Genomic DNA, 18,399 nt, shown 5'->3' with positions numbered 1-18,399 from the left:
CAGACTTTCCAAGGTTTTACGGCTGATGCCCGACACCCCGCTACTCGACACCGTCAAGACGCCCGCCGACACGCGGGACTTCGATATCGCCCAGCTGAAACAGCTGGCACAGGAGGTACGGGCCGAAACGATCGACGCCGTGTCCGTCACCGGCGGCCACCTTGGCGCGGGTCTGGGTGTGGTCGAGCTGACCACTGCGCTGCACCATGTGTTTGAGACGCCCAAGGACATACTGATCTGGGACGTCGGTCATCAGTGCTATCCGCATAAGATCCTGACCGGGCGGCGCGACCGCATCCGTACACTGCGCCAGGGCGGCGGCCTGTCGGGCTTCACCAAGCGCAGCGAGAGCGAATACGATCCGTTTGGCGCGGCGCACGCTTCGACCTCCATCAGCGCCGCCCTGGGCTTCGCCGCCGCGCGTGACCAGAAGGGCGAGAAGAACCGCGTGGTGGCCGTCATCGGCGACGGCTCCATGTCTGCGGGCATGGCCTATGAAGCGATGAACAACGCCGCCGAGGCGACCAGCGGCCAGCTGATGGTCATCCTGAACGACAACGATATGTCGATCGCGCCGCCGGTCGGCGGGATGAGCGCCTATCTCGCCGGCCTGGTGTCGGGCGGCGCCTATCAGAACGTCCGCCGCCTGGGCAAGACTGTGGCTCAGCACCTGCCGCGCCCGTTCCGCAAGGCGGCCAAGAAGGCCGAGGAATACGCTCGCGGCATGGTCACCGGCGGCACCTTCTTCGAAGAGTTGGGCTTCTATTACGTCGGTCCGATCGACGGCCACGACATGGACAATCTGGTGCCGATCCTGAAGAAGGCGGCCGCCATCGAGGACCGTCCGGTGTTGGTTCACGTCGTGACGCAGAAGGGCAAGGGCTACGCCCCCGCCGAAAGCAGCGCCGACAAACTGCATGCGGTCGTCAAGTTCGACGTGGTTTCGGGCAAGCAGGCCAAGGCCATCTCCAACGCCCCCAGCTACACCAAGGTGTTCGGCACCGAGCTGATCAAACACGCCAAGGTCGATCCGTCGATCGTGGCGATCACGGCGGCCATGCCGTCGGGCACGGGGCTGGACCTGTTCGGTCAGGCCTTCCCTGAGCGGACCTATGACGTGGGCATCGCCGAGCAGCACGCGGTGACCTTCGCGGCCGGTCTGGCGGCGGACGGCATGAAGCCAGTCTGCGCCATCTATTCGACCTTCCTTCAGCGCGGTTACGACCAGGTGGTCCACGACGTGGCGATCCAGTCGCTGCCGGTGCGCTTCGCCATGGACCGGGCGGGTCTTGTCGGATCGGACGGCGCGACGCACGCCGGATCGTTCGACATCGGCTTCATGGGCGCGCTGCCCGGCATGGTGCTGATGGCCGCCGCCGACGAGGCCGAACTGGCGGCGATGATCTCGACCAGCCTGGCCATCGACGATCGGCCCAGCGCCTTCCGCTATCCGCGCGGCGACGGCGTGGGCGTGGAGATCCCGGAACTGGCCGCGCCGCTTGAGATCGGCAAGGGCCGGATCGTGCGCGAGGGGACTTCGGTCGCCATCCTCAGCCTGGGCACGCGTCTGCAGGAATCGCTGAAGGCGGCGGATATGCTGGCCGCCAAGGGCGTGTCGGCCACCGTCGCCGACGCCCGCTTCGCCAAGCCGCTGGACGCCGATCTGATCCTGCGTCTGGCGCGCGAGCATGAAGCTCTGATCACGGTTGAAGAGGGCGCCATGGGCGGTTTCGGCGCCTTCGTGCTCCAACTGCTGGCCGAGAAGGGCGCATTGGACGGCGGGCTGAAGATCCGCACCCTGAACCTGCCCGACGTCTTCCAGGACCAGGATGCGCCGATGGCCATGTACGCCCAGGCCGGCCTGAATGCCGAACACATCACCGCCGCCGCGCTTCAGGCCTTGGGCGTGTCCGCCAGTCAGGCCGTCAGAGCCTAAATTTCGGGCCTAGAGCTGGCCCATCGTATTGTCGTGATCCACGGCCTGTTTCTTCAACCAGCCGACGAAGGCGGTCGCGCTGGGCGAGGGCGGCCGGTCGCGGGGCTGAACGACGTAGTAGGCGAAGCCGACCGCTTCTGATCCGTCAGGGAAGGGCGCGACCAGTCGCCCTGACGCCAGGTCCGCCTGGGCCAGGGTGCGTTTGGCCAGGGCTACGCCGCGCCCCGATATGGCGGCCTCGATCAACAGACCCGACTGGTTGAAACGCGAGCCGCGACGCGGGTCGGGGTGACGAATACCGCGCGCCTTCAGCCACATGGCCCAGTCCGGGCGGCTGGGGTCGCCGTCGTTGGACATGTCATGCAGCAGCGTGTGTCCGATCAGGTCGGCGGGTTTGCGGATCGGCTTGTCGCCATCCATCAGCGATGGGGCGCAGACCGGCAGAACCGTCTCGGTCATCAGCCGATCGACCGTCAGGCCGGGATAGTCACCGGGACCGTAACGGACGGCCAGATCGACCTTGCCCTCGCTCAGGTCCGCCGGCTCCATGTCTGCCGAGATCCACAGTTCGATCTCGGGATGGGCGGTGTGAAAGTCGTCCATGCGCGGCATCAGCCATTTGGAGGCGAAGCCGGGCGCCACGCTGATCGACACCTGTTTGCGACGCGGCGGTTCGCGCAACAGGGCCGAGGCGTCCATCAGCCGCTCGAACCCTTCGCGCAGCAGCGGCACGGACGAGCGGCCCAGATCGGTCAGTTGCAGGCCCCGCGCCTCGCGCACGAACAGCGGTCCGCCGACAATGTCTTCCAAGAGGCGGATCTGCTGGCTGACGGCGCCGGGCGTCACCGACAGTTCGTCGGCGGCGCGCGAGAAGTTCAGATGCCGCGCGGCGGCCTCGAAGGCGCGCAGGGCGTTGAGCGGGAGCAGGGGACGGGCCATCGCGGATAGAAATCCTATCAGCGAGACAAAGGCAATCTGGTTTGCGGCTCTGGGCGGGGAAGACGAAGGTTCGCGCCCTGCCGTCGTCCCTGTTTCCTCTCCCGACGGCCCTGAAAGCAAGACGATGCGTGTATTCCTCGCCTCCATTCCGCTGGAGGCCGCAAAGATCGTGATCATCGGCGGCGGCGAGCCGGCGCTGGCGAAGCTGCGACTGTTTCTGAATACGCCCGCTGAGGTGATATGGTTCGCGCCCGACGGCGCGCCCCCCAAGATCGAGACGCCGTTGACGGCGCCGGAACCGGTGCTGCGTGCGCCAGAGGCTGACGAACTCGCCGGCGCACGGCTGGTGTTCATGGCGCTGGACGATGCCGACGAGCTGACGCGGCTGGGCCATCTCGCACGGGCGGCGGGTGCTCAGGTCAATGTGGTGGACAAGCCGCATCTGAGCGATTTCCAGACCCCGGCCCTGATCGACCGCGACGAGGTCGTGATCGGCGTGGCGACCGGCGGATCGGCGCCCATTCTGGCGCGGGATATCCGCACGGCCATCGAGGGCGTGCTGCCCGCCGGACTGGCCAATGTGGCGCGGCTGGCGCGCGAGTTGCGTGATACGGTCAAGGCCAGCGTGCCGGACTTCATGGCGCGCCGCAGGTTCTGGGAAAAGGCGTTCCGGGGTCCGGCCGCGACCCTGGCGGCGGAAGGTCGGACGGCCGAGGCGCGGCGCGAGATGCTGCGCCTGCTGAACGTCACCGCGCCGGAACAGGGCGTCGTCCATATCGTCGGCGCCGGGCCGGGCGACCCGGAACTGCTGACGCTGAAGGCGTTGCGCGTGTTGCAAGACGCCGACGTCATCATCCACGACCGACTGGTGCCGGATGCGGTGCTGGAGCGGGCGCGGCGCGACGCCAAGCGGCTGTATGTGGGCAAGGCGCGTGGCGAGCATTCGGTGCCTCAGGACCAGATCGAGGCCCTGATGATCGAAGAGGCCCGCGCCGGTCATCGGGTCGTGCGACTGAAGGGTGGCGATCCCTTCGTCTTCGGTCGCGGCGGCGAGGAGATGGAGGCCATGCGGGCGGCCGGCGTGCCGGTCTTCGTGGTGCCCGGTGTGACGGCGGCCTTGGCCTGCGCGGCCTCGGCGGGCATCCCTCTGACCCACCGAGACCACGCCCAGGCGGTGACCTTTGTGACGGCCCAGGCCAAGCCGGGCGGCGTCGAGGCCGACTGGACGCGGCTGGCCGGAACGAACCACACCCTGGCCATCTATATGGGCACGGACCGAGCCGAGGAGACGGCTGCGCGCCTGATTGCGGCGGGTCGCTCACCCTCGACCCCCGTGGCCGTCGTCGAGAATGGCAGCCGACCGGACGAACGGGTTCTGACCGGGCGACTGGACGGGCTGGGCGCCCTGGTGCGCGGCGCCGACCTGATCGGCCCGGCTCTGTTGTTCGTCGGCGAGACGGCGGCCTTCTCGGCGGCCCGACTGGATGTTCGAGCGGAGGTCGCGGCGTGAAGATCGTCACTGCAAACCGCCTGTCGGACGGCCGCGTCATCTATGCAGGCGTCGACAACCAGCCGGTCGAGCACATCGATAAGGCTTCGGTGCTGGACGATACGGCGGCCGAGGTCGTGCTGGCTGATGTCGCTGGGCGGCCGGACGTCTTCGTGAACCCCTATCTGTTCGAGGTTCAGGACCACGCGCCGTCAGGCCGCGATCGACTGAAGGAACGCATCCGCTCGGCCGGGCCGACCGTGGGTCACAACGTCGTCGGAGGCGTGGGCTGATGTATCGCTATGACGAATTCGACCATGCCCTGGTGCGCGAACGGGTTGAGGAATTTTCGGACCAGGTGACGCGCCGCGCATCCGGCGCCCTGACCGAAGATGAGTTCAAGCCGCTGCGGCTGATGAACGGCGTCTATCTGCAACTTCACGCCTATATGCTGCGCGTCGCCATTCCCTATGGCGTGATGAGCAGTCGTCAGATGCGCCGGCTGGGCCATATCGCGCGGACCTACGACAAGGGTTACGGTCACTTCACCACGCGGTGCAACATCCAGTACAACTGGCCGGCCCTGACCGACTTGCCGGCGATCCTGAGCGATCTGGCCGATGTCGAGATGCACGCCATCCAGACCTCGGGCAACTGCATCCGCAACACCACGACCGACGTCTTGGCCGGCGCGGCCGAGGACGAGATCGAGGACCCGCGTCCCTGGTGCGAGATCATCCGTCAGTGGTCGACCATCCACCCGGAGTTCAGTTTCCTGCCGCGCAAGTTCAAGATCGCGGTGAGCGGCGCCGAGAAGGACCGGGCGGCGATCCGCACCCACGATGTCGGCCTGCGGATCGTGAAGGGCGAGGACGGCGGCACGGCTTTCCGCGTCTTCGTCGGCGGCGGGCAGGGGCGTCTGCCCCATATCGGTCAGGAGATCGCGGCGGCGGTCCCGGCGGCGGACCTGCTGGCCTATCTGACCGCCATTCTGCGGGCCTGGAACCTGCTGGGGCGGCGAGACAACATCCACAAGGCGCGGATCAAGATCCTGGTGGCCTCGCTGGGCATCGACGCCTTCCGCGAGGAGGTGGACAAACACTACGCCACCCTGCGCCGCGAGGATTTGCAGATCCCGCAGGACGAGGCCGCACGCATCCAGGCCTATTTCGCCCCGCCGCCGTTCGAAGCCCTGCCCAAGACCAGCGCCCCGTTCGAGCGCGCCCTGCTGGCCGATCCCGATTTCGCCCAGTTCGCGCGTAACAACGTCCGCCGCCACCGTCAGCCGGGCTATGCCTCGGTGGTGGTGTCGCTAAAGCCGGTCGGCGGCGTGCCCGGCGACATCACGGCGGACCAGATGGACGCGGTGGCGGATCTGGCCTTGCGTTATTCGTTCGACGAACTGCGCGCCGCCTATGAGCAAAACCTGGTCCTGCCCCATGTGAAGCTGGACGACGTGCCGACTCTGTGGCGAGCTCTGCGAGAGGCGGGGCTGGCGACGGCCAACGCCGATCTGGCGACCGACGTGATCGCCTGCCCGGGCCTGGATTATTGCAGCCTGGCCAACGCCCGCTCGATCCCGGTGGCGCAGGCTCTGTCCAAGCGTGTGGCGGACATGGACTATCAGGAGACGCTGGGGCCGGTCCGCATCAACATGAGCGGCTGCATCAACGCCTGCGGCCACCACCACGTCGGCCACATCGGCGTCCTGGGCGTCGATCGAAAGGGCGAGGAATACTATCAGATCACCGTTGGCGGTTCGCCCGACGAACAGGCGGCGCTGGGCGATATTGTCGGCAAGAGCCTGCCGGCAGACGAGGTCGCGCCCGCCATCCAGCGGACTCTGGACCGCTATCTGCAAATCCGCACGGACGGCGAGCGGTTCATCGACACGGTGCGCCGCGTCGGACCCGATCCCTTCCGCGACGCCATCTATGAGACGCTCGATGCAACGGTTTGAGGGCATACAAAACGGGTTGCGCCTGTCGGTGACGACCCCGCTGGAGGAGGTTGAGACGGCCGCCGCGAGCGAAGACACGCTGGTGCTGGAGTTCGGCGCCTTCCGCGACGGGCGCGGCTTCTCGCTGGCGGCGGTGTTGCGAGAGCGGGGTTACGCCGGGCGGCTGATCGCGGCGGGCAAGGTCCTGCCGGATCAGGCGCGACACCTGCGGCGTTCGGGCTTCGATGCGGTGGAACTGGCCGAGGGCGCGGACAAGGCGGCCTGGGACCGGATGGACCGGGCGTTCAGCGGCGCCTATCAGCCGGCGGCCGATCCTGCGCCGACGATCTGGCAGCGTCGGCGTGCGGTGTCCAACGACCGCGATCTGGACGCCCTGGCCGATCGGCTGAACCGCGAGACGGCGGGCAAGGACGCGTCCGAGATCGTGAAGGCGGCGTTGGACCCGGCGCTGGGTTTGCGGGTCGGCGCCATCTCGTCGTTCGGGGCCGAGTCCGCCGCCTTGCTGGACATCATCGCCGGTGAGGACAAGACCGTGCCGGTGGTCTTTCTGGAGACGGGGCAGCATTTCCTCCAGACCCTGTCCTATCGCACCCAGCTGACCAAGGCGCTGGGCCTGACCGACGTGCGGCTGGTCACGCCGGATGCGGGCGAGAAGGCGACGTTGGATGCGCGCGACGACCTGTGGAAGACCGACGCCGACGCCTGCTGCGACCTGCGAAAAGTGGGGCCGCTGGCGCGGGCGACAGCGGAGTTCAACGCCCTGATCACCGGGCGGAAACGCTATCAATCCGCCACACGGGCGAAGCTGAAGCCGTTCGAGGTGCTGGACGGGGTGCTGCGGATCAATCCCCTGGCGAACTGGGACGCCGACGACGTGGAGGCCTGGCTGGAGGAGAACGAACTGCCGCGCCATCCGCTGGTCGAGCAGGGCTATGCCTCCATCGGCTGCTGGCCCTGCACCCGCGCGGTCCAAGACGGCGAAGACGCCCGCGCCGGACGTTGGTCGGGCATGGACAAGGTCGAGTGCGGCATCCACTTAGGGCAACGCCAGGCCGCCGCCTGATCCGCCTTGTTTTGACCTTCGCCTGAAAGCCTAACCTTGTCCGCTACGTCATCCGTCATCGACCTGATCGGCAATACGCCGCTGGTGCGCCTGAACCGCCTGTCCGACGCGACGGGCTGCGAAATCCTGGGCAAGGCCGAGTTTCTGAATCCCGGCGGCTCGATCAAGGATCGCGCGGCCCTGTCGATCGTGCAGGCCGCACGGGCGTCCGGCGCGCTGAAACCCGGCGGGACGATCGTCGAGGGCACGGCCGGCAACACCGGCATCGGCCTGGCCCTGGTCGGGGCCGCCTTGGGTCATCCGGTCGTCATCGTAATTCCCCGCACCCAGTCGGAAGAGAAGAAATCCGCCATCCGTTCGCTGGGCGCGCGGCTGGTCGAGGTAGACGCCGCGCCCTTTTCCAGCCCGAACCATTTCGTCCACTATTCCGGGCGTCTGGCCGCCGAGTTGAACGACAGCGAAGAGGCCGGCGCCATCTGGGCCAATCAGTTCGACAACACCGCCAACCGCGAAGCCCACTACAACACGACCGGCCCCGAAATCTGGACGCAGACGAACGGTCAGGTCGACGCCTTCGTCTCGGCCGTCGGCTCAGGCGGGACCATCGCCGGCGTCGGCGCCTATCTGCGCGAACTAAAGCCAGATGTGACCATCGCCCTGGCCGATCCAGCGGGCGCGGCCATGTTTAACTGGTTCACCAAGGGCGAGATGACGGGCGAGGGATCGTCGATCACCGAGGGGATCGGCGTGGCCCGCATCACCGGCAATCTGGAGGGCTTCAAGTCCGATTACGCCTATCGGATCGAGGACGCGGAGTTCCTGCCGATCCTGTTCGACCTGGTGAAGTACGAAGGTCTGTCGCTGGGGGGATCGGCGGGGGTGAACATCGCCGGCGCGGTGCGGTTGGCGCGCGAGCTTGGGCCGGGCAAGACCATCGTCACCTGCCTGTGCGATCCCGGCTCGCGCTATGCGTCCAAGCTGTTCAACCCGGAATTCCTGCGGTCGAAAGGCTTGCCGGAGCCGGACTGGGCGTAAACGCACGTCTCCTCCCCACTTGTGGGGAGGGGGACCGCGAAGCGGTGGAGGGGCTCTTCAAGACCCAAAGACACACGTGATGCTGTCAAGAACTCCTCCGTCACGGCGCCGAAGAAGCGCCGCGCCACCTCCCCGCAAAGCGGGGAGGAGACCACGGTTAAGTCACTTCGCCTTCTGCTCCGCGATCCAGGCGTCTATCCGCTGGTCCAGCAGCGCCAGCGGCAGCGGGCCTTCGACCAGCAGGGCGTCGTGGAAGGTGCGGACGTTGAATTTCGGCCCCAACTCTCGCTCGGCCCGCGCGCGAATCTCGCGCAGGCGGATTTCGCCGATCTTGTAGGCCGTGGCCTGGCCGGGCCAGCCGATATAGCGCTGAAGTTCGGTTTCGATGTTGTGGGACGCGAGCGCCGAGTTATCGCGGAAACAGGCGCGGGCCTGTTCTTCGGTCCAGCCCATCCAGTGCAGGCCGGTGTCCGCGACCAGTCGGCAGGCGCGCCACATCTCATAGGATAGGCGGCCGAAGCGTTCGTAAGGCGTGCGGTAGAAGCCCATCTCCTCGCCCAGATATTCGGCATACAGGCCCCAGCCCTCGGTGTAGGCGCTGACGTTGGCCTGGCGGCGGAAATAGGGTTGGCCGGGCGCCTCCTGCTGCAAGGCGATCTGGAGGTGATGGCCCGGAACGGCCTCATGCAGGGTCAGGGCGGGCAGTTCGTACAGCGGCCGCTGATCCAGCTTGGACGTGTTGACGATGTAATGGGCCGAAACGCCGTTCTGCATCGAACCGCCATTGTAGCGGCCGGTGGTGTAGTTTTCCTCGATCTGCGGCGGCACCGGCTGCACGTCGTAGGTCAGGCGGGGCAGGGTGGCGAACAGGGGCGGCAGGCCGCCGTCCGCGCGCTTGGCCATCTCCGACGCCTGCTGCAACAGGGCCTCGCGGCTGGTCGCGTAGAACTGAGGGTCGGTGCGCAGGAAGTTCAGGAAGCCGGCGAAGTCGCCGGTCCAGCCCGACGCCTTCATCTCCACATCCATGCGGGCGCGGATGCGCGCGACCTCGTCCAGCCCGATCTGGTGGATCTGGTCCGGCGTCAGGTCGGTCGTGGTGTGGCCGCGCATCAGATAGGCGTACAGTTCCTTGCCGCCGGGCCGATTGCCGATGCCGGGCTGGACCGGCGCCTTGGGCAGGTATTCGGTTTCCAGGAAGGTCAGCCAGGCCCGGCGCGCCGGAACGATCGTTTCCGAAACCGCCGCCGTCGCCTCTGCAGTCAGGCGATCCTTGTCCGCTTGAGACACGGTCGAGGGCAGGGTCGACAGGGGCTTCAGCAGCGGCTCGGCGTCCGGCTTGATCGCCACATCGTTTTGCGCCAGCGTCAGGGCGCTTTCTGTCACCGATCGGGCCTGGACCAGGCCGGTGTCCAGGCCGCGCCGGGCGTTGGCGGTCGTCTGGGCGTAGATTTGGCCGAAGCCCCGCACACGCTTGATATAGGCCTCGGCCTCCGCGACCGAGTTCAGTCGCGTGCTGCCGCCGACGTAGAGCGCCCAGGTTCCGGGGCCGCCTTCGGAGTCGAACGCCAGGCGGCTGGTGTCGTAGTCCAACCCTTCGAGACTGCGGCTGAGCGTATAGAGCAGGAAGGCGTGGTTGATGCCGCCGGCGTGGGAAAGACTTGCCGGGTCGATGGCCGTCAATCGCCGCACGAACCCTTCCAGCGACGCGCGCTGGGCCAGTTCGAACTCGCGCGACAGGTCAGGCACGCGGCCCATCGCCTCCAAATCGCCCTCTCCGCCGGCCGAGATCGGATCGACGGACTTCAGATAGGTCTCGTAGTCGGCGATGACGGCGTTCAGCGCGGCGTCGGCCGGCGAGGCGGCGACGGCGACGGGCGGGGTTTGCGCAACGGCCGCGATCTGCGATCCGGCCGCAAGCATGGCCGCGATGGCCAGATAAGAAATCTTCATGACGCCCCCTCCTGTCAGGAGAGGCACGCAAGCCGAGCAGAGCCGATGCGTCAACCGCAGACGGTGAAGAACCGCTCGATTTGCACCTTTGCGGCGGGATGGGCGGCGTAGACGTGACGTTCGTCTTCAGCCCAGGCGGCGATCCAGCCCAGACGGCGGAAGCGCTGGAAGACCGGATCCTTGGTCTTGGCCTGCGCCGTCAGCAGTTCGCCATCATGCACGACGGCCGGCTCAGATGCGGCGCGATAGCGCTCGGTGTCGCCGCCGGATTCCAGGTAGATTTCGCGGCCCGGCTTGTCGCTGGAGGCCGTTAGTTCCAGGGCGCTCGACCCCATCTGGCAGGCGAGCCGCAGTTTGACCTCGTCGCTGTTGGCGACGCCGTAGGCCAGCATGGCCTCCTGTCCATCGGTGTTCAGGAACCAGTCGTAACCTGGCGTCGGAGCCGGCGCCGATGCAGTCGCCGCAGAGCCGGCTGCGGGCGTCGGGGCCTGGGTCGCGCAAGCCGCAAGGGCCGAGACGGCGATCAAGGCTGATATCAATCGAAGACGCATGCGTGGGTTCCTCAACCGGCGCAGCGATCGGCGAAGCGACGCAGCTTGGCCATGTGCGGACGTTCGACGGTGATCGTGCTGGCGTCGTCGCCGACGGCGATCGTCATCCGGCCGTTCGCCACGAAGGCGGAAAAGGCGGGGTGTTCGACGGGGATCGCCGTCTCCAGCTTGCCGCCACGCCCGACGCGGGCCTCGCTGGTGGCCGTCGACCCGCCCGAGGTGATGCGGGCAAAGCCGGCGGACGCATCCTCGCCATAGACCGCGACCGAGACCGCGCCCGAACCCGGCAGGCATTGCAGCGTGGCGCGCAGGCTGGCGGTGTCGGGGATGTCGTTGGCCAGCACCATCGGTCCTTCGCCTTCGTACAGGCTCCAGGTCCAGCCTGCGGCGGGCGCAGTCTGTATCGCGGCCGCCATCAGGGCGGAGAGTATCAGCATCATGTGTCAGCCCCCGCCGACGACGCGCAGCGTCGCGTCGCCTTCAATGTCGTCAGACGCGGCTGTGACCGCAAGAGATCGGACGACCGCATTTCCCTTGAACGCGGTTATTCGTCAGCAGTTCAACTCGCAGGGTCAGCGCGCGTCAGAACGGGCTGAAGCGTTCAGCCAGCGCCTGACCGACGGGCGGGGCCTGGACGCGGCTGACGTCGCCACGACCGCCGTAGGAGATGCGCGCCTCGGCGATCTGGGTGTGGTTGATGGCGTTGGCGGACGAGATGTCCTCGGGGCGGACGATGCCGGCGACGGTCAGTTCGCGGACCTCGCGGTTGGTGCGCACTTCCTGCCGACCCTGGATCACCAGGTTGCCGTTGGCCAGGACGTCGGTGACGACGGCGGCGATGGTCAGCGACACCTTCTCGGCGCGGGTGACCGAACCATTGCCTGACGACTTCAGATCGCCTTCCATGCCGACCATCTTCGACGGATCGAAGCCGCCGGGGAAGGCGCGGCCCAGGCTGCTTTCCAGGCCGAACAGGTTGCTGACGCCGGCGTTGATCTCGTTGGAGCGGGAGCGCTGGGTCGAGTTCTGGGTCTGGGCGCGATCGTCAATGTCGATCTTGACCGTCAGGATGTCGCCGATATGACGCGCGCGCTGGTCGCCGAAAAAGGTGCGGGCGCCCGTGCGCCACAGGCTGTTGGCGCTGGCCGGCGTGGTCTCGCGCGCGGGCAGATAGGCTTGCTGCGCCGGGATCAGGGCGGCGGGATAGCCGATGGGGGCCAGTTCCGGGCCGCGCACCGTTTCGGCGACGGTCGAGCAGGCAGCGAGCGGGGCGAGGGCGGCGAGGATCAGGACGGCTTTACGCATGACTGGGATTCCCTAGCGGGCGGCGAACTGTTGGGGATTGGCGCGGGCCATGTCGGCGCCGGGGCCGGCGATGGCCTGGCCGGGACCGGAGGCGACCGCATCGATGACGCGGTTGGAGGCGGTGTTCATGATGGCGACCGGCTCGCCCAGACCGGCGCTGCGCATGGCCTTGCCCATGACGGCCAGGTTCACGCCGCCGACCTGATAGGTGACGCGCACCATATCGTTGCGGGCGATGACCTGCGGCGCGGCGCCGGGGCGATAGGCGGCGCGGGCGATAGGTTGTGCAGTCTGGATGGCGTCTGTTGGCGCGGCTTCGGCCACGGTCTGAACGGGTCCGGCCGAACGGCGCACGGCGACGCGGCGCAGCCCGTTCGGATTGCTCCAGTCCAAGCCCGCCTGACGCGCTTGGGCCTGAAGTTGACCGGCGTCCAGCACGACCGAGGGACCGACGCGTTCGGCGACGGCGACATTGGCCGCAGCGCCCGCGCCCTCGAAAATGTCGCCCAGGGTGACGCGGCCGTCGTCGTCCACGGGGTTGGCGCGCAACACGACCGGGTTTGCGAGGGCGGCGCCGGCGAAGGCGCTGACGGCGGCGGCGAGCAGCAGTGAACGGATCATGGTCATGGCCCTAGCCCTTCACTTGCGAGGCGACGGACAGCATCTGGTCGGCGGTGCTGATGACCTTGGAGTTCATTTCATAGGCGCGCTGGGCCACGATCAGGGCGCTGATTTCCGCCACCGCATCGACGTTCGACGCCTCGGTGTAGTTCTGCATGATCTGGCCATAACCGGCGTCGCCGGGCGTGCCGACGATCGCCGGGCCGGACGCGGCGGTCTCCAGCAGCAGGTTGTCGCCGATGGCTTCCAGTCCGGCCTCGTTGAAGAAGCTGGCCAGTTCGATCTGCCCGACCGTGGTCGGGGCGGGCTGTCCGGCCTGGGTCACCTGCACCAGGCCGGTCTTGGAGATGGACACCTTGGTCGCGTCCTGCGGGATGGTGATCGCCGGCTCCAGCGGATAGCCGTCGTCGGTCACCATCTGGCCTTCCGGATTGACCTGCAGATTGCCGGCGCGGGTGTAGGCCTTTTCGCCAGACGGCAGGCTGATCTGGAAATAGCCCTTGCCGTCGATGGCCATGTCATAGGGGTTGCCGGTCATCTGCGGCGTGCCCTGTTCGGTGACGCGGTAGACGGCCCCCGCCTTGACGCCTGCGCCGATCTGGATGCCGGTTGGAACCACGGTGCCGGCGGCCGAGGACTGAGCCCCCATGCGTTCAACGTTCTGGTACAGCAGGTCCTGGAACTCGGCGCGCTGCTTCTTGAAGCCCACCGTGTTCATGTTGGCGATGTTGTTGGAGATGACCTCCACGTTCAGCTGTTGGGCGGCCATGCCCGAGGCTGCAGTGCGAAGTGCGCGCATCTTGAGGGGCTCCCTTAAGCGGCCTTGCCGAGGCGCTCGACGGCGCGACGGCTCAGGTCGTTGGTGTTGTCGATCATGCGCGATACGCTCTCGTAGGCGCGGCTGATCTCGACGAGATTGGTGATTTCGATCAACGGATTGACGTTGGAGGATTCCAGCGAGCCCTGATGAACCTGGGCGTCGGCGGCCTCGATCGGCTGGGCGTTGGACTTATTGCGGTAGAGGCTGTCGCCGCCCTTTTCGAGCACGCCCAGCGTATCGAAACGCACGACCGACAGCCGGCCGGTGACCTGTCCGTTCTGGGTGATCGTGCCGTCGGCGCCGACGCTGGGCGCGCCGAGCGCCGGGTCCAGCACGATCTCCGCGCCGCCGCCAAGGACGGCCTGACCCTGTTTGGTGGTCAAACGCCCCTCCGGGTCCAGGGTGAAGGCGCCGTCGCGGGTGTAGGCCTCGCCGTTGGCGCCGTCCCGCACGGTGAAGAAGGCGCCCTCGCCGGAAATGGCGAAGTCCAGCGAGCGGCCCGTCTGCTGCATCGAGCCCTGGCCGAAGTCGCGACCGACGCCATTGTCCAGCACGAAGCTGGCAGACGGGCGGATCGAGTCGTTGCGCGCCCGCTGGCCGATCTCGGCGCTCAGCATCAGCTGCTCGACCTTGAAGCCGGTGGTGTTGGCGTTGGCGACGTTGTTGGCCACGATGTCCAGTTCGCGACGCAGCGTCATCTGGCGTGACAGTCCGATATAGGCGGCGTTTTCCACGAGAGGCGTGCTCCTTCGCCTCAGCCTCTCGCAACGGCCGTGCCAACAGTGTTAATTCAGGCGGAGTGCGGGTTTGAGCGGGATCGGGCCGCTTTTGACCCGGCAAATCCTGCCCATTGTAAACGTCGCGTTAACCAAACCGGACGATCCTCGTCATGAGAGAGTCTCTGGGGCGCGCGCATGTTCAAGTTCGGCAAGAAGAAGGGTGCGCCTGCGGCCGACGCCGACGCCGATCTGCCGGCTGTGACCGAAGGCGAGGCCGCCGAGGGCGACGCCGCCGCGCCCAAGAAGAAGAAAATCCCGCTGTTGTTCATCATCGCGCCGGTCGCCCTGTTGGTGCTGGGCGGCGGGGGGGCGGCCGCCTTCTTCATGCTGAAGCCCAAGCCCGCCGAAGCGCACGGCGCCGAGGCCGAAGCCGGCCACGGAGAAGAGAAGGCTGATAAGGCCGAAAAAAAGGAAGAGAAGAAGGAAGGCGGCGGTCACGGCGGCGGCAAGGAAGGCGAGGCCGATCCTGCGCTGGGCGTTATTTCTGAAGGGCCGGATGGCGTCACCTTCTACACCCTGCCCGACATGGTCATGAACATTCAGTCGCCCGACGGCCGTCCGACCTTCTTGAAGCTGAAGCTGACGCTGGAAATGCAGGACGCCGAGGTGGCGACCCATCTGCAGGAAGAGATGCCGCGTCTGCAGGACATGTTCACCGGCTTCGTGCGCGAACTGCGCCCTGAGGACCTCAGCGGCTCGGCCGGCACCTATCAGCTGCGCGCTGAGATTCTGCGCCGCGTCAATCTGATCGCCGCTCCGGGCAAGGTCGACGCCGTACTGATCGAAGAAATGCTGGTGCAATAGGCATGACGGACGCGGCGCAACTCGATCCGTTCGGCGGTCTGGGCGATCCTGGCGACGCCCTGTCCGAACGCGTCCTGAACCAGGATGAGATCGACAGCCTGCTGGGCTTCGATCTGGGCGACGACGACGGCTCGGAACGCTCGGGCATCCGCGCCATCATCAACTCCGCGCTCGTCAGTTACGAGCGTCTGCCGATGCTGGAGATCGTGTTCGACCGCCTGGTGCGGTTGATGACGACATCGTTGCGCAACTTCACCTCCGACAACGTCGAAGTCAGCCTGGACAACATCTCGTCGATCCGGTTCGGCGACTATCTGAACTCGATCCCGCTGCCGGCCATCCTGGCGGTGTTTCGCGCCGAGGAGCTGGACAACTACGGTCTGCTGACCGTCGATTCCAACCTGATCTATTCGATCGTCGACGTGCTGTTGGGCGGTCGTCGCGGCACGGCGGCGCTGCGCATCGAAGGCCGGCCCTACACCACCATCGAGCGGGTGCTGGTGCAGCGGATGGTCGAGGTCGTGTTGAACGACGCGCGCCAGGCGTTCGAGCCGCTGACCCCGGTTCACTTCAACCTGGACCGGCTGGAGACCAACCCGCGCTTCGCCGCCATCGCGCGTCCCGCCAACGCCGCCATCCTGATCAAGCTGCGGATCGACATGGAGGATCGCGGCGGCCGCATCGAACTGCTGCTGCCCTATGCGACGCTGGAGCCGATCCGGAAGATGCTGCTGCAGCAGTTCATGGGCGAGAAGTTCGGCCGCGACAACATTTGGGAAGGCCACTTGGCCACCGAGATCTGGACGACCGAAACCGAAGTCCGCGCGGTCCTGGACGAACAGCAGATGCCTCTGTCCAGCGTGCTGAACCTCAAGGTCGGCGACACGATGATGCTGAACGCCACGCCGGATTCCGAGGTCTCGATCCGCGCCGGCTCCATTCCGCTGACCACCGGCCGCATGGGGCGCAAGGGCCAGCACATCGCCATACGCGTCGAAGGGCCGGTCAATCCGGAAGTCGCCGCCCGCCTGGGAGTGAACGTCTGATGGCCGGAATGATCATGGACGGCGTGCTGATGGTGCTGCTGATCGCGGCGGTCGGTTACGGCATCAAGCTGGAACGCAAGCTAGCCACCCTGCGCGCCGGACAGCTGGCCTTCGCCCAGGCCGTCACCGAACTGAACGCCGCCGCAGGCCGCGCCGAAAACGCCCTGGCCACCCTTCGCGCCTCGGGTCAGGAAACGGACCTGCTTCATGATCGGATCATCAAGGCGCGAGAGGTCAAGGCCCAGTTGGAGACCCTCATCGCCCGCGCGCCGGCCATGGCGCCGGCGCGGATCGTCGAGGACGAGCCCGTTCATCGCGCGACGCCGGCCGCCCTGGCTCCGGCGCCGGCCGCGACCGAAGACGAGGCGCGGGCCGAGCGTATGGCGGCCCTGGCGCAACGAATCCAGGGACTGGCCAGTCCCGCTTCGAGCCGTCGCAATGAAGCCGTCGCCCCCGCCGGGCGCGACAATGTCGCCGCTATCGTTCAGGCCCTGACGGCCGGACGCTCCGCTAACCATTCCGCCAAACAAAGCCTCAACGCCGCGCGTCGTAATCTCGACGACGACCTGTTCGCCGCCTGAGTTCGGAACCCCATTTCATGGCCCGCCTTCCCCGCATCCTGCCCCTGATCGCCATCGCCATCGGCGGGGTCGTCGCCGTGCGCGCCGTCGGCGTCGCGCCTGGCCTGTTCGACGGGGCCAAGGCCTGGGCCGAGGAGGCGGTTCCCTCTGCGGCCGGCGCGCCGCCCAAGCCGGCTCTGCCCGGAACCTGTTCCGCCCTGTCTCCCGAACAACTGGCCCAGCAGGCGGGGATTTCGCCGGCCGAGCTGAAGATCATCCAGTCGTTGTCGCAGCGTCGCGCGGCGCTGGATGCGCGGGATCAGGACTTCGCCACCACCCTGCCGCTGATGGTCGCCGCCGAGCAGAAGCTGGACGCCAAGGTCAAGGCGCTGGAAGCCCTGAAGGCCGAGATGAAGCAGATGCTCGGCCAGGTCGACGAGCGCGAGAAGGCCGAGATCGATCGTCTGGTTCAGGTCTATTCCGCCATGCGTCCCAAGGAGGCCGCCCCGGTCATGGCTGCGCTGGAGGACCGAGTGCGCCTGCCGGTCGCCGCCGCCATGCGTCCGCGCACCCTAGCCGCCATCATGGCCCAGATGAGTGCGCCGCAGGCCAAGGAGCTGACCGAGAAGCTGGCCGCCCGCTTCCAGGCCCAGCAGATGGCCGCCCGCGCCGCCGCCGCCGAGGCTGCGACGCCTCCGGCAGCCCCGCCCACAGCTGCTGCGCCCGCCGCCACGACCCCGCCCGCGACACCGACGGCTCAGCCCGCCGCCGCCCCGACGACCCGTCCGACGCCGCGCCCGGCCGCGAACCGTCCCGCTGCGCGACCGGCGGCTCGCCCGACCGCGACCCCGGCGCGCCGTCCCGCCGCCACGCCTGCGGCGGCTCCCGCTGCGGCCGGCCCGCAGGCCTATCAGCCGTCAGCCGCCCCCAACGCCCAGCCGCGTCAAACTGTGCAGTAACCTTAAGTGTGATCTCGGCGCTGACGTTTCGTCTCGACAGCGCGCGCTGTTCGACCAATGATCTTCGAACGCTCCGTCAGAGAGCGATGACATCGAGGATCCACGCCATGATCGGCGAGCTGCTTTACGTCGCGCACCGCATGCGCCGGGCCATCATACTCGCCGTTCCGGCGGTCGGAACCGTGATGATGGCCGCCGTCGCCCAGCACTATCACCTGCTGCCCTAATATCTTCGAACCCGGTTTCGGATTGGCAGGGCGCGCCAGCGCGTCTATCACCGCGCCTTCCCGAGATCTGAGCCCGACCAACGCCATGTCCGACACGCCCCCCGATCGCCTTTCGGTCGACCCGTCCAGCCCGCATCACGACGCCGAAGTCCTGCAACGCGGCGTCGGCATTCGCTTCAAGGGCGAAGAGAAGACCAATGTCGAGGAATATTGCGTCTCCGAAGGTTGGGTCCGTCTGGCGCTCGGCAACCGCGTGGATCGCAAGGGCAAGGCCCTGACCGTGAAACTGCAGGGTCCGGTCGAACCCTATTTCCAGAACGACTGAACCTACCTAGGGTCCGGCTCTCATCTGAGT

At 67.3% G+C, this 18,399-nt stretch carries 20 protein-coding genes; 12 read left to right on the top strand and 8 right to left on the bottom strand.

Annotation, left to right across the window (positions count from 1 at the left end; translation table 11 throughout):
* Window positions 1–22: 22 nt before the first annotated feature.
* Window positions 23–1,936 (top strand): 1-deoxy-D-xylulose-5-phosphate synthase, encoded by a 1,914-nt coding sequence (gene dxs / locus VH88_RS05835; protein WP_156146763.1) that lies wholly within the window; start codon window positions 23–25, stop codon window positions 1,934–1,936.
* 9 nt (window positions 1,937–1,945) lie between these two features.
* Here the strand turns inward: dxs and gcvA are convergent, their stop codons facing one another.
* Window positions 1,946–2,875 (bottom strand): transcriptional regulator GcvA, encoded by a 930-nt coding sequence (gene gcvA, locus VH88_RS05830; protein WP_017504469.1) that lies wholly within the window; start codon window positions 2,873–2,875, stop codon window positions 1,946–1,948.
* A 124-nt stretch (window positions 2,876–2,999) separates the two neighbouring features.
* Here gcvA and cysG point away from each other — a divergent pair, with 124 nt between their 5' ends.
* The 5 genes from cysG to VH88_RS05805 are packed head-to-tail and all read left to right on the top strand — an operon-like array spanning window position 3,000 to window position 8,422.
* Window positions 3,000–4,385 (top strand): siroheme synthase CysG, encoded by a 1,386-nt coding sequence (gene cysG, locus VH88_RS05825; RefSeq protein WP_045810392.1) that lies wholly within the window; start codon window positions 3,000–3,002, stop codon window positions 4,383–4,385.
* Complete coding sequence (locus tag VH88_RS05820) at window positions 4,382–4,657, top strand: DUF2849 domain-containing protein (protein ID WP_045810391.1); 276 nt, start codon at window positions 4,382–4,384, stop codon at window positions 4,655–4,657. Before cysG ends, VH88_RS05820 begins: the two co-directional genes overlap by 4 nt.
* A complete protein-coding gene (locus VH88_RS05815; protein ID WP_045810390.1) occupies window positions 4,657–6,324 on the top strand; it encodes a nitrite/sulfite reductase in 1,668 nt (555 codons plus the stop codon). Before VH88_RS05820 ends, VH88_RS05815 begins: the two co-directional genes overlap by 1 nt.
* Window positions 6,311–7,387: a phosphoadenylyl-sulfate reductase gene (locus VH88_RS05810; protein WP_052689503.1), complete on the top strand. Its 1,077-nt coding sequence runs from the start codon at window positions 6,311–6,313 to the stop codon at window positions 7,385–7,387. Before VH88_RS05815 ends, VH88_RS05810 begins: the two co-directional genes overlap by 14 nt.
* A 36-nt stretch (window positions 7,388–7,423) precedes the next feature.
* The gene (locus VH88_RS05805; protein WP_045810389.1) at window positions 7,424–8,422 is read left to right on the top strand and encodes a cysteine synthase A; all 999 of its coding nucleotides are present in this window, start codon (window positions 7,424–7,426) and stop codon (window positions 8,420–8,422) included.
* A gap of 162 nt (window positions 8,423–8,584) precedes the next feature.
* Here VH88_RS05805 and VH88_RS05800 read toward each other — a convergent pair whose 3' ends face one another.
* The 7 genes from VH88_RS05800 to flgF form a co-directional block, all read right to left on the bottom strand.
* Window positions 8,585–10,372: a DUF885 family protein gene (locus VH88_RS05800; protein WP_045810388.1), complete on the bottom strand. Its 1,788-nt coding sequence runs from the start codon at window positions 10,370–10,372 to the stop codon at window positions 8,585–8,587.
* Window positions 10,373–10,422: 50 nt separating this feature from the next.
* Window positions 10,423–10,923 (bottom strand): hypothetical protein, encoded by a 501-nt coding sequence (locus VH88_RS05795; protein ID WP_045810387.1) that lies wholly within the window; start codon window positions 10,921–10,923, stop codon window positions 10,423–10,425.
* An 11-nt stretch (window positions 10,924–10,934) separates the two neighbouring features.
* Complete coding sequence (locus VH88_RS05790; RefSeq protein ID WP_045810386.1) at window positions 10,935–11,363, bottom strand: hypothetical protein; 429 nt, start codon at window positions 11,361–11,363, stop codon at window positions 10,935–10,937.
* A gap of 142 nt (window positions 11,364–11,505) precedes the next feature.
* Window positions 11,506–12,228 (bottom strand): flagellar basal body L-ring protein FlgH, encoded by a 723-nt coding sequence (flgH, locus tag VH88_RS05785; protein ID WP_045810385.1) that lies wholly within the window; start codon window positions 12,226–12,228, stop codon window positions 11,506–11,508.
* Between the two features lie 12 nt (window positions 12,229–12,240).
* Window positions 12,241–12,849, bottom strand: a complete 609-nt coding sequence (locus VH88_RS05780; protein WP_369796263.1) for a flagella basal body P-ring formation protein FlgA — start codon at window positions 12,847–12,849, stop codon at window positions 12,241–12,243.
* 10 nt (window positions 12,850–12,859) lie between these two features.
* Window positions 12,860–13,648 carry a flagellar basal-body rod protein FlgG gene (gene flgG, locus VH88_RS05775; protein ID WP_045810383.1) on the bottom strand — a complete coding sequence of 263 codons (789 nt, stop codon included), beginning with the start codon at window positions 13,646–13,648 and terminating at the stop codon, window positions 12,860–12,862.
* A 14-nt stretch (window positions 13,649–13,662) separates the two neighbouring features.
* Entirely contained in the window at window positions 13,663–14,403 is a 741-nt protein-coding gene (gene flgF / locus VH88_RS05770; RefSeq protein ID WP_045810382.1) for a flagellar basal-body rod protein FlgF, read from the bottom strand.
* 180 nt (window positions 14,404–14,583) lie between these two features.
* On the opposite strand from flgF, the gene VH88_RS05765 reads away from it, so the two are divergent.
* The 6 genes from VH88_RS05765 to VH88_RS05745 all read left to right on the top strand — a co-directional run bounded on the left by VH88_RS05765 (window position 14,584) and on the right by VH88_RS05745 (window position 18,369).
* On the top strand, window positions 14,584–15,252 hold the full coding sequence (locus VH88_RS05765; protein WP_045810381.1) for a flagellar basal body-associated FliL family protein: 669 nt from the start codon (window positions 14,584–14,586) through the stop codon (window positions 15,250–15,252).
* Window positions 15,253–15,254: 2 nt separating this feature from the next.
* Window positions 15,255–16,298 (top strand): flagellar motor switch protein FliM, encoded by a 1,044-nt coding sequence (gene fliM, locus VH88_RS05760; RefSeq protein ID WP_017504455.1) that lies wholly within the window; start codon window positions 15,255–15,257, stop codon window positions 16,296–16,298.
* Window positions 16,298–16,879 (top strand): DUF6468 domain-containing protein, encoded by a 582-nt coding sequence (locus VH88_RS05755; RefSeq protein WP_045810380.1) that lies wholly within the window; start codon window positions 16,298–16,300, stop codon window positions 16,877–16,879. The genes fliM and VH88_RS05755 overlap by 1 nt, the downstream gene beginning before the upstream one ends.
* A 17-nt stretch (window positions 16,880–16,896) precedes the next feature.
* Window positions 16,897–17,817, top strand: coding sequence for a MotE family protein (locus VH88_RS05750; protein WP_045810379.1), 921 nt, complete (start codon window positions 16,897–16,899; stop codon window positions 17,815–17,817).
* Between the two features lie 86 nt (window positions 17,818–17,903).
* Window positions 17,904–18,044, top strand: coding sequence for a hypothetical protein (locus VH88_RS15960; RefSeq protein WP_156146762.1), 141 nt, complete (start codon window positions 17,904–17,906; stop codon window positions 18,042–18,044).
* Window positions 18,045–18,129: 85 nt separating this feature from the next.
* Entirely contained in the window at window positions 18,130–18,369 is a 240-nt protein-coding gene (locus tag VH88_RS05745; RefSeq protein WP_045810378.1) for a DUF3297 family protein, read from the top strand.
* Window positions 18,370–18,399 lie beyond the last annotated feature (30 nt).

Origin of the sequence: Brevundimonas sp. KM4 (assembly GCF_000964075.1) — a bacterium.
Lineage (GTDB): Bacteria > Pseudomonadota > Alphaproteobacteria > Caulobacterales > Caulobacteraceae > Brevundimonas > Brevundimonas huaxiensis.
Note: the sequence above shows the minus strand (reverse complement) of the source record. Positions and strands in the feature narration are given on the sequence as shown.

What these genes read in the sequence shown, in the direction of transcription:
- VH88_RS05800 (WP_045810388.1), bottom strand. Translation starts at nt 10,372, where the DNA reads ATGAAGATTTCTTATCTGGCCATCGCGGCCATGCTTGCGGCCGGATCG.
- VH88_RS05765 (WP_045810381.1), top strand. Translation starts at nt 14,584, where the DNA reads ATGTTCAAGTTCGGCAAGAAGAAGGGTGCGCCTGCGGCCGACGCCGAC.
- VH88_RS05815 (WP_045810390.1), top strand. Translation starts at nt 4,657, where the DNA reads ATGTATCGCTATGACGAATTCGACCATGCCCTGGTGCGCGAACGGGTT.
- flgG (WP_045810383.1), bottom strand. Translation starts at nt 13,648, where the DNA reads ATGCGCGCACTTCGCACTGCAGCCTCGGGCATGGCCGCCCAACAGCTG.
- flgH (WP_045810385.1), bottom strand. Translation starts at nt 12,228, where the DNA reads ATGCGTAAAGCCGTCCTGATCCTCGCCGCCCTCGCCCCGCTCGCTGCC.
- VH88_RS05755 (WP_045810380.1), top strand. Translation starts at nt 16,298, where the DNA reads ATGGCCGGAATGATCATGGACGGCGTGCTGATGGTGCTGCTGATCGCG.
- VH88_RS05745 (WP_045810378.1), top strand. Translation starts at nt 18,130, where the DNA reads ATGTCCGACACGCCCCCCGATCGCCTTTCGGTCGACCCGTCCAGCCCG.
- VH88_RS05795 (WP_045810387.1), bottom strand. Translation starts at nt 10,923, where the DNA reads ATGCGTCTTCGATTGATATCAGCCTTGATCGCCGTCTCGGCCCTTGCG.
- gcvA (WP_017504469.1), bottom strand. Translation starts at nt 2,875, where the DNA reads ATGGCCCGTCCCCTGCTCCCGCTCAACGCCCTGCGCGCCTTCGAGGCC.
- fliM (WP_017504455.1), top strand. Translation starts at nt 15,255, where the DNA reads ATGACGGACGCGGCGCAACTCGATCCGTTCGGCGGTCTGGGCGATCCT.
- VH88_RS05810 (WP_052689503.1), top strand. Translation starts at nt 6,311, where the DNA reads ATGCAACGGTTTGAGGGCATACAAAACGGGTTGCGCCTGTCGGTGACG.
- cysG (WP_045810392.1), top strand. Translation starts at nt 3,000, where the DNA reads ATGCGTGTATTCCTCGCCTCCATTCCGCTGGAGGCCGCAAAGATCGTG.
- VH88_RS05790 (WP_045810386.1), bottom strand. Translation starts at nt 11,363, where the DNA reads ATGATGCTGATACTCTCCGCCCTGATGGCGGCCGCGATACAGACTGCG.
- VH88_RS05750 (WP_045810379.1), top strand. Translation starts at nt 16,897, where the DNA reads ATGGCCCGCCTTCCCCGCATCCTGCCCCTGATCGCCATCGCCATCGGC.
- VH88_RS15960 (WP_156146762.1), top strand. Translation starts at nt 17,904, where the DNA reads ATGACATCGAGGATCCACGCCATGATCGGCGAGCTGCTTTACGTCGCG.
- VH88_RS05780 (WP_369796263.1), bottom strand. Translation starts at nt 12,849, where the DNA reads ATGATCCGTTCACTGCTGCTCGCCGCCGCCGTCAGCGCCTTCGCCGGC.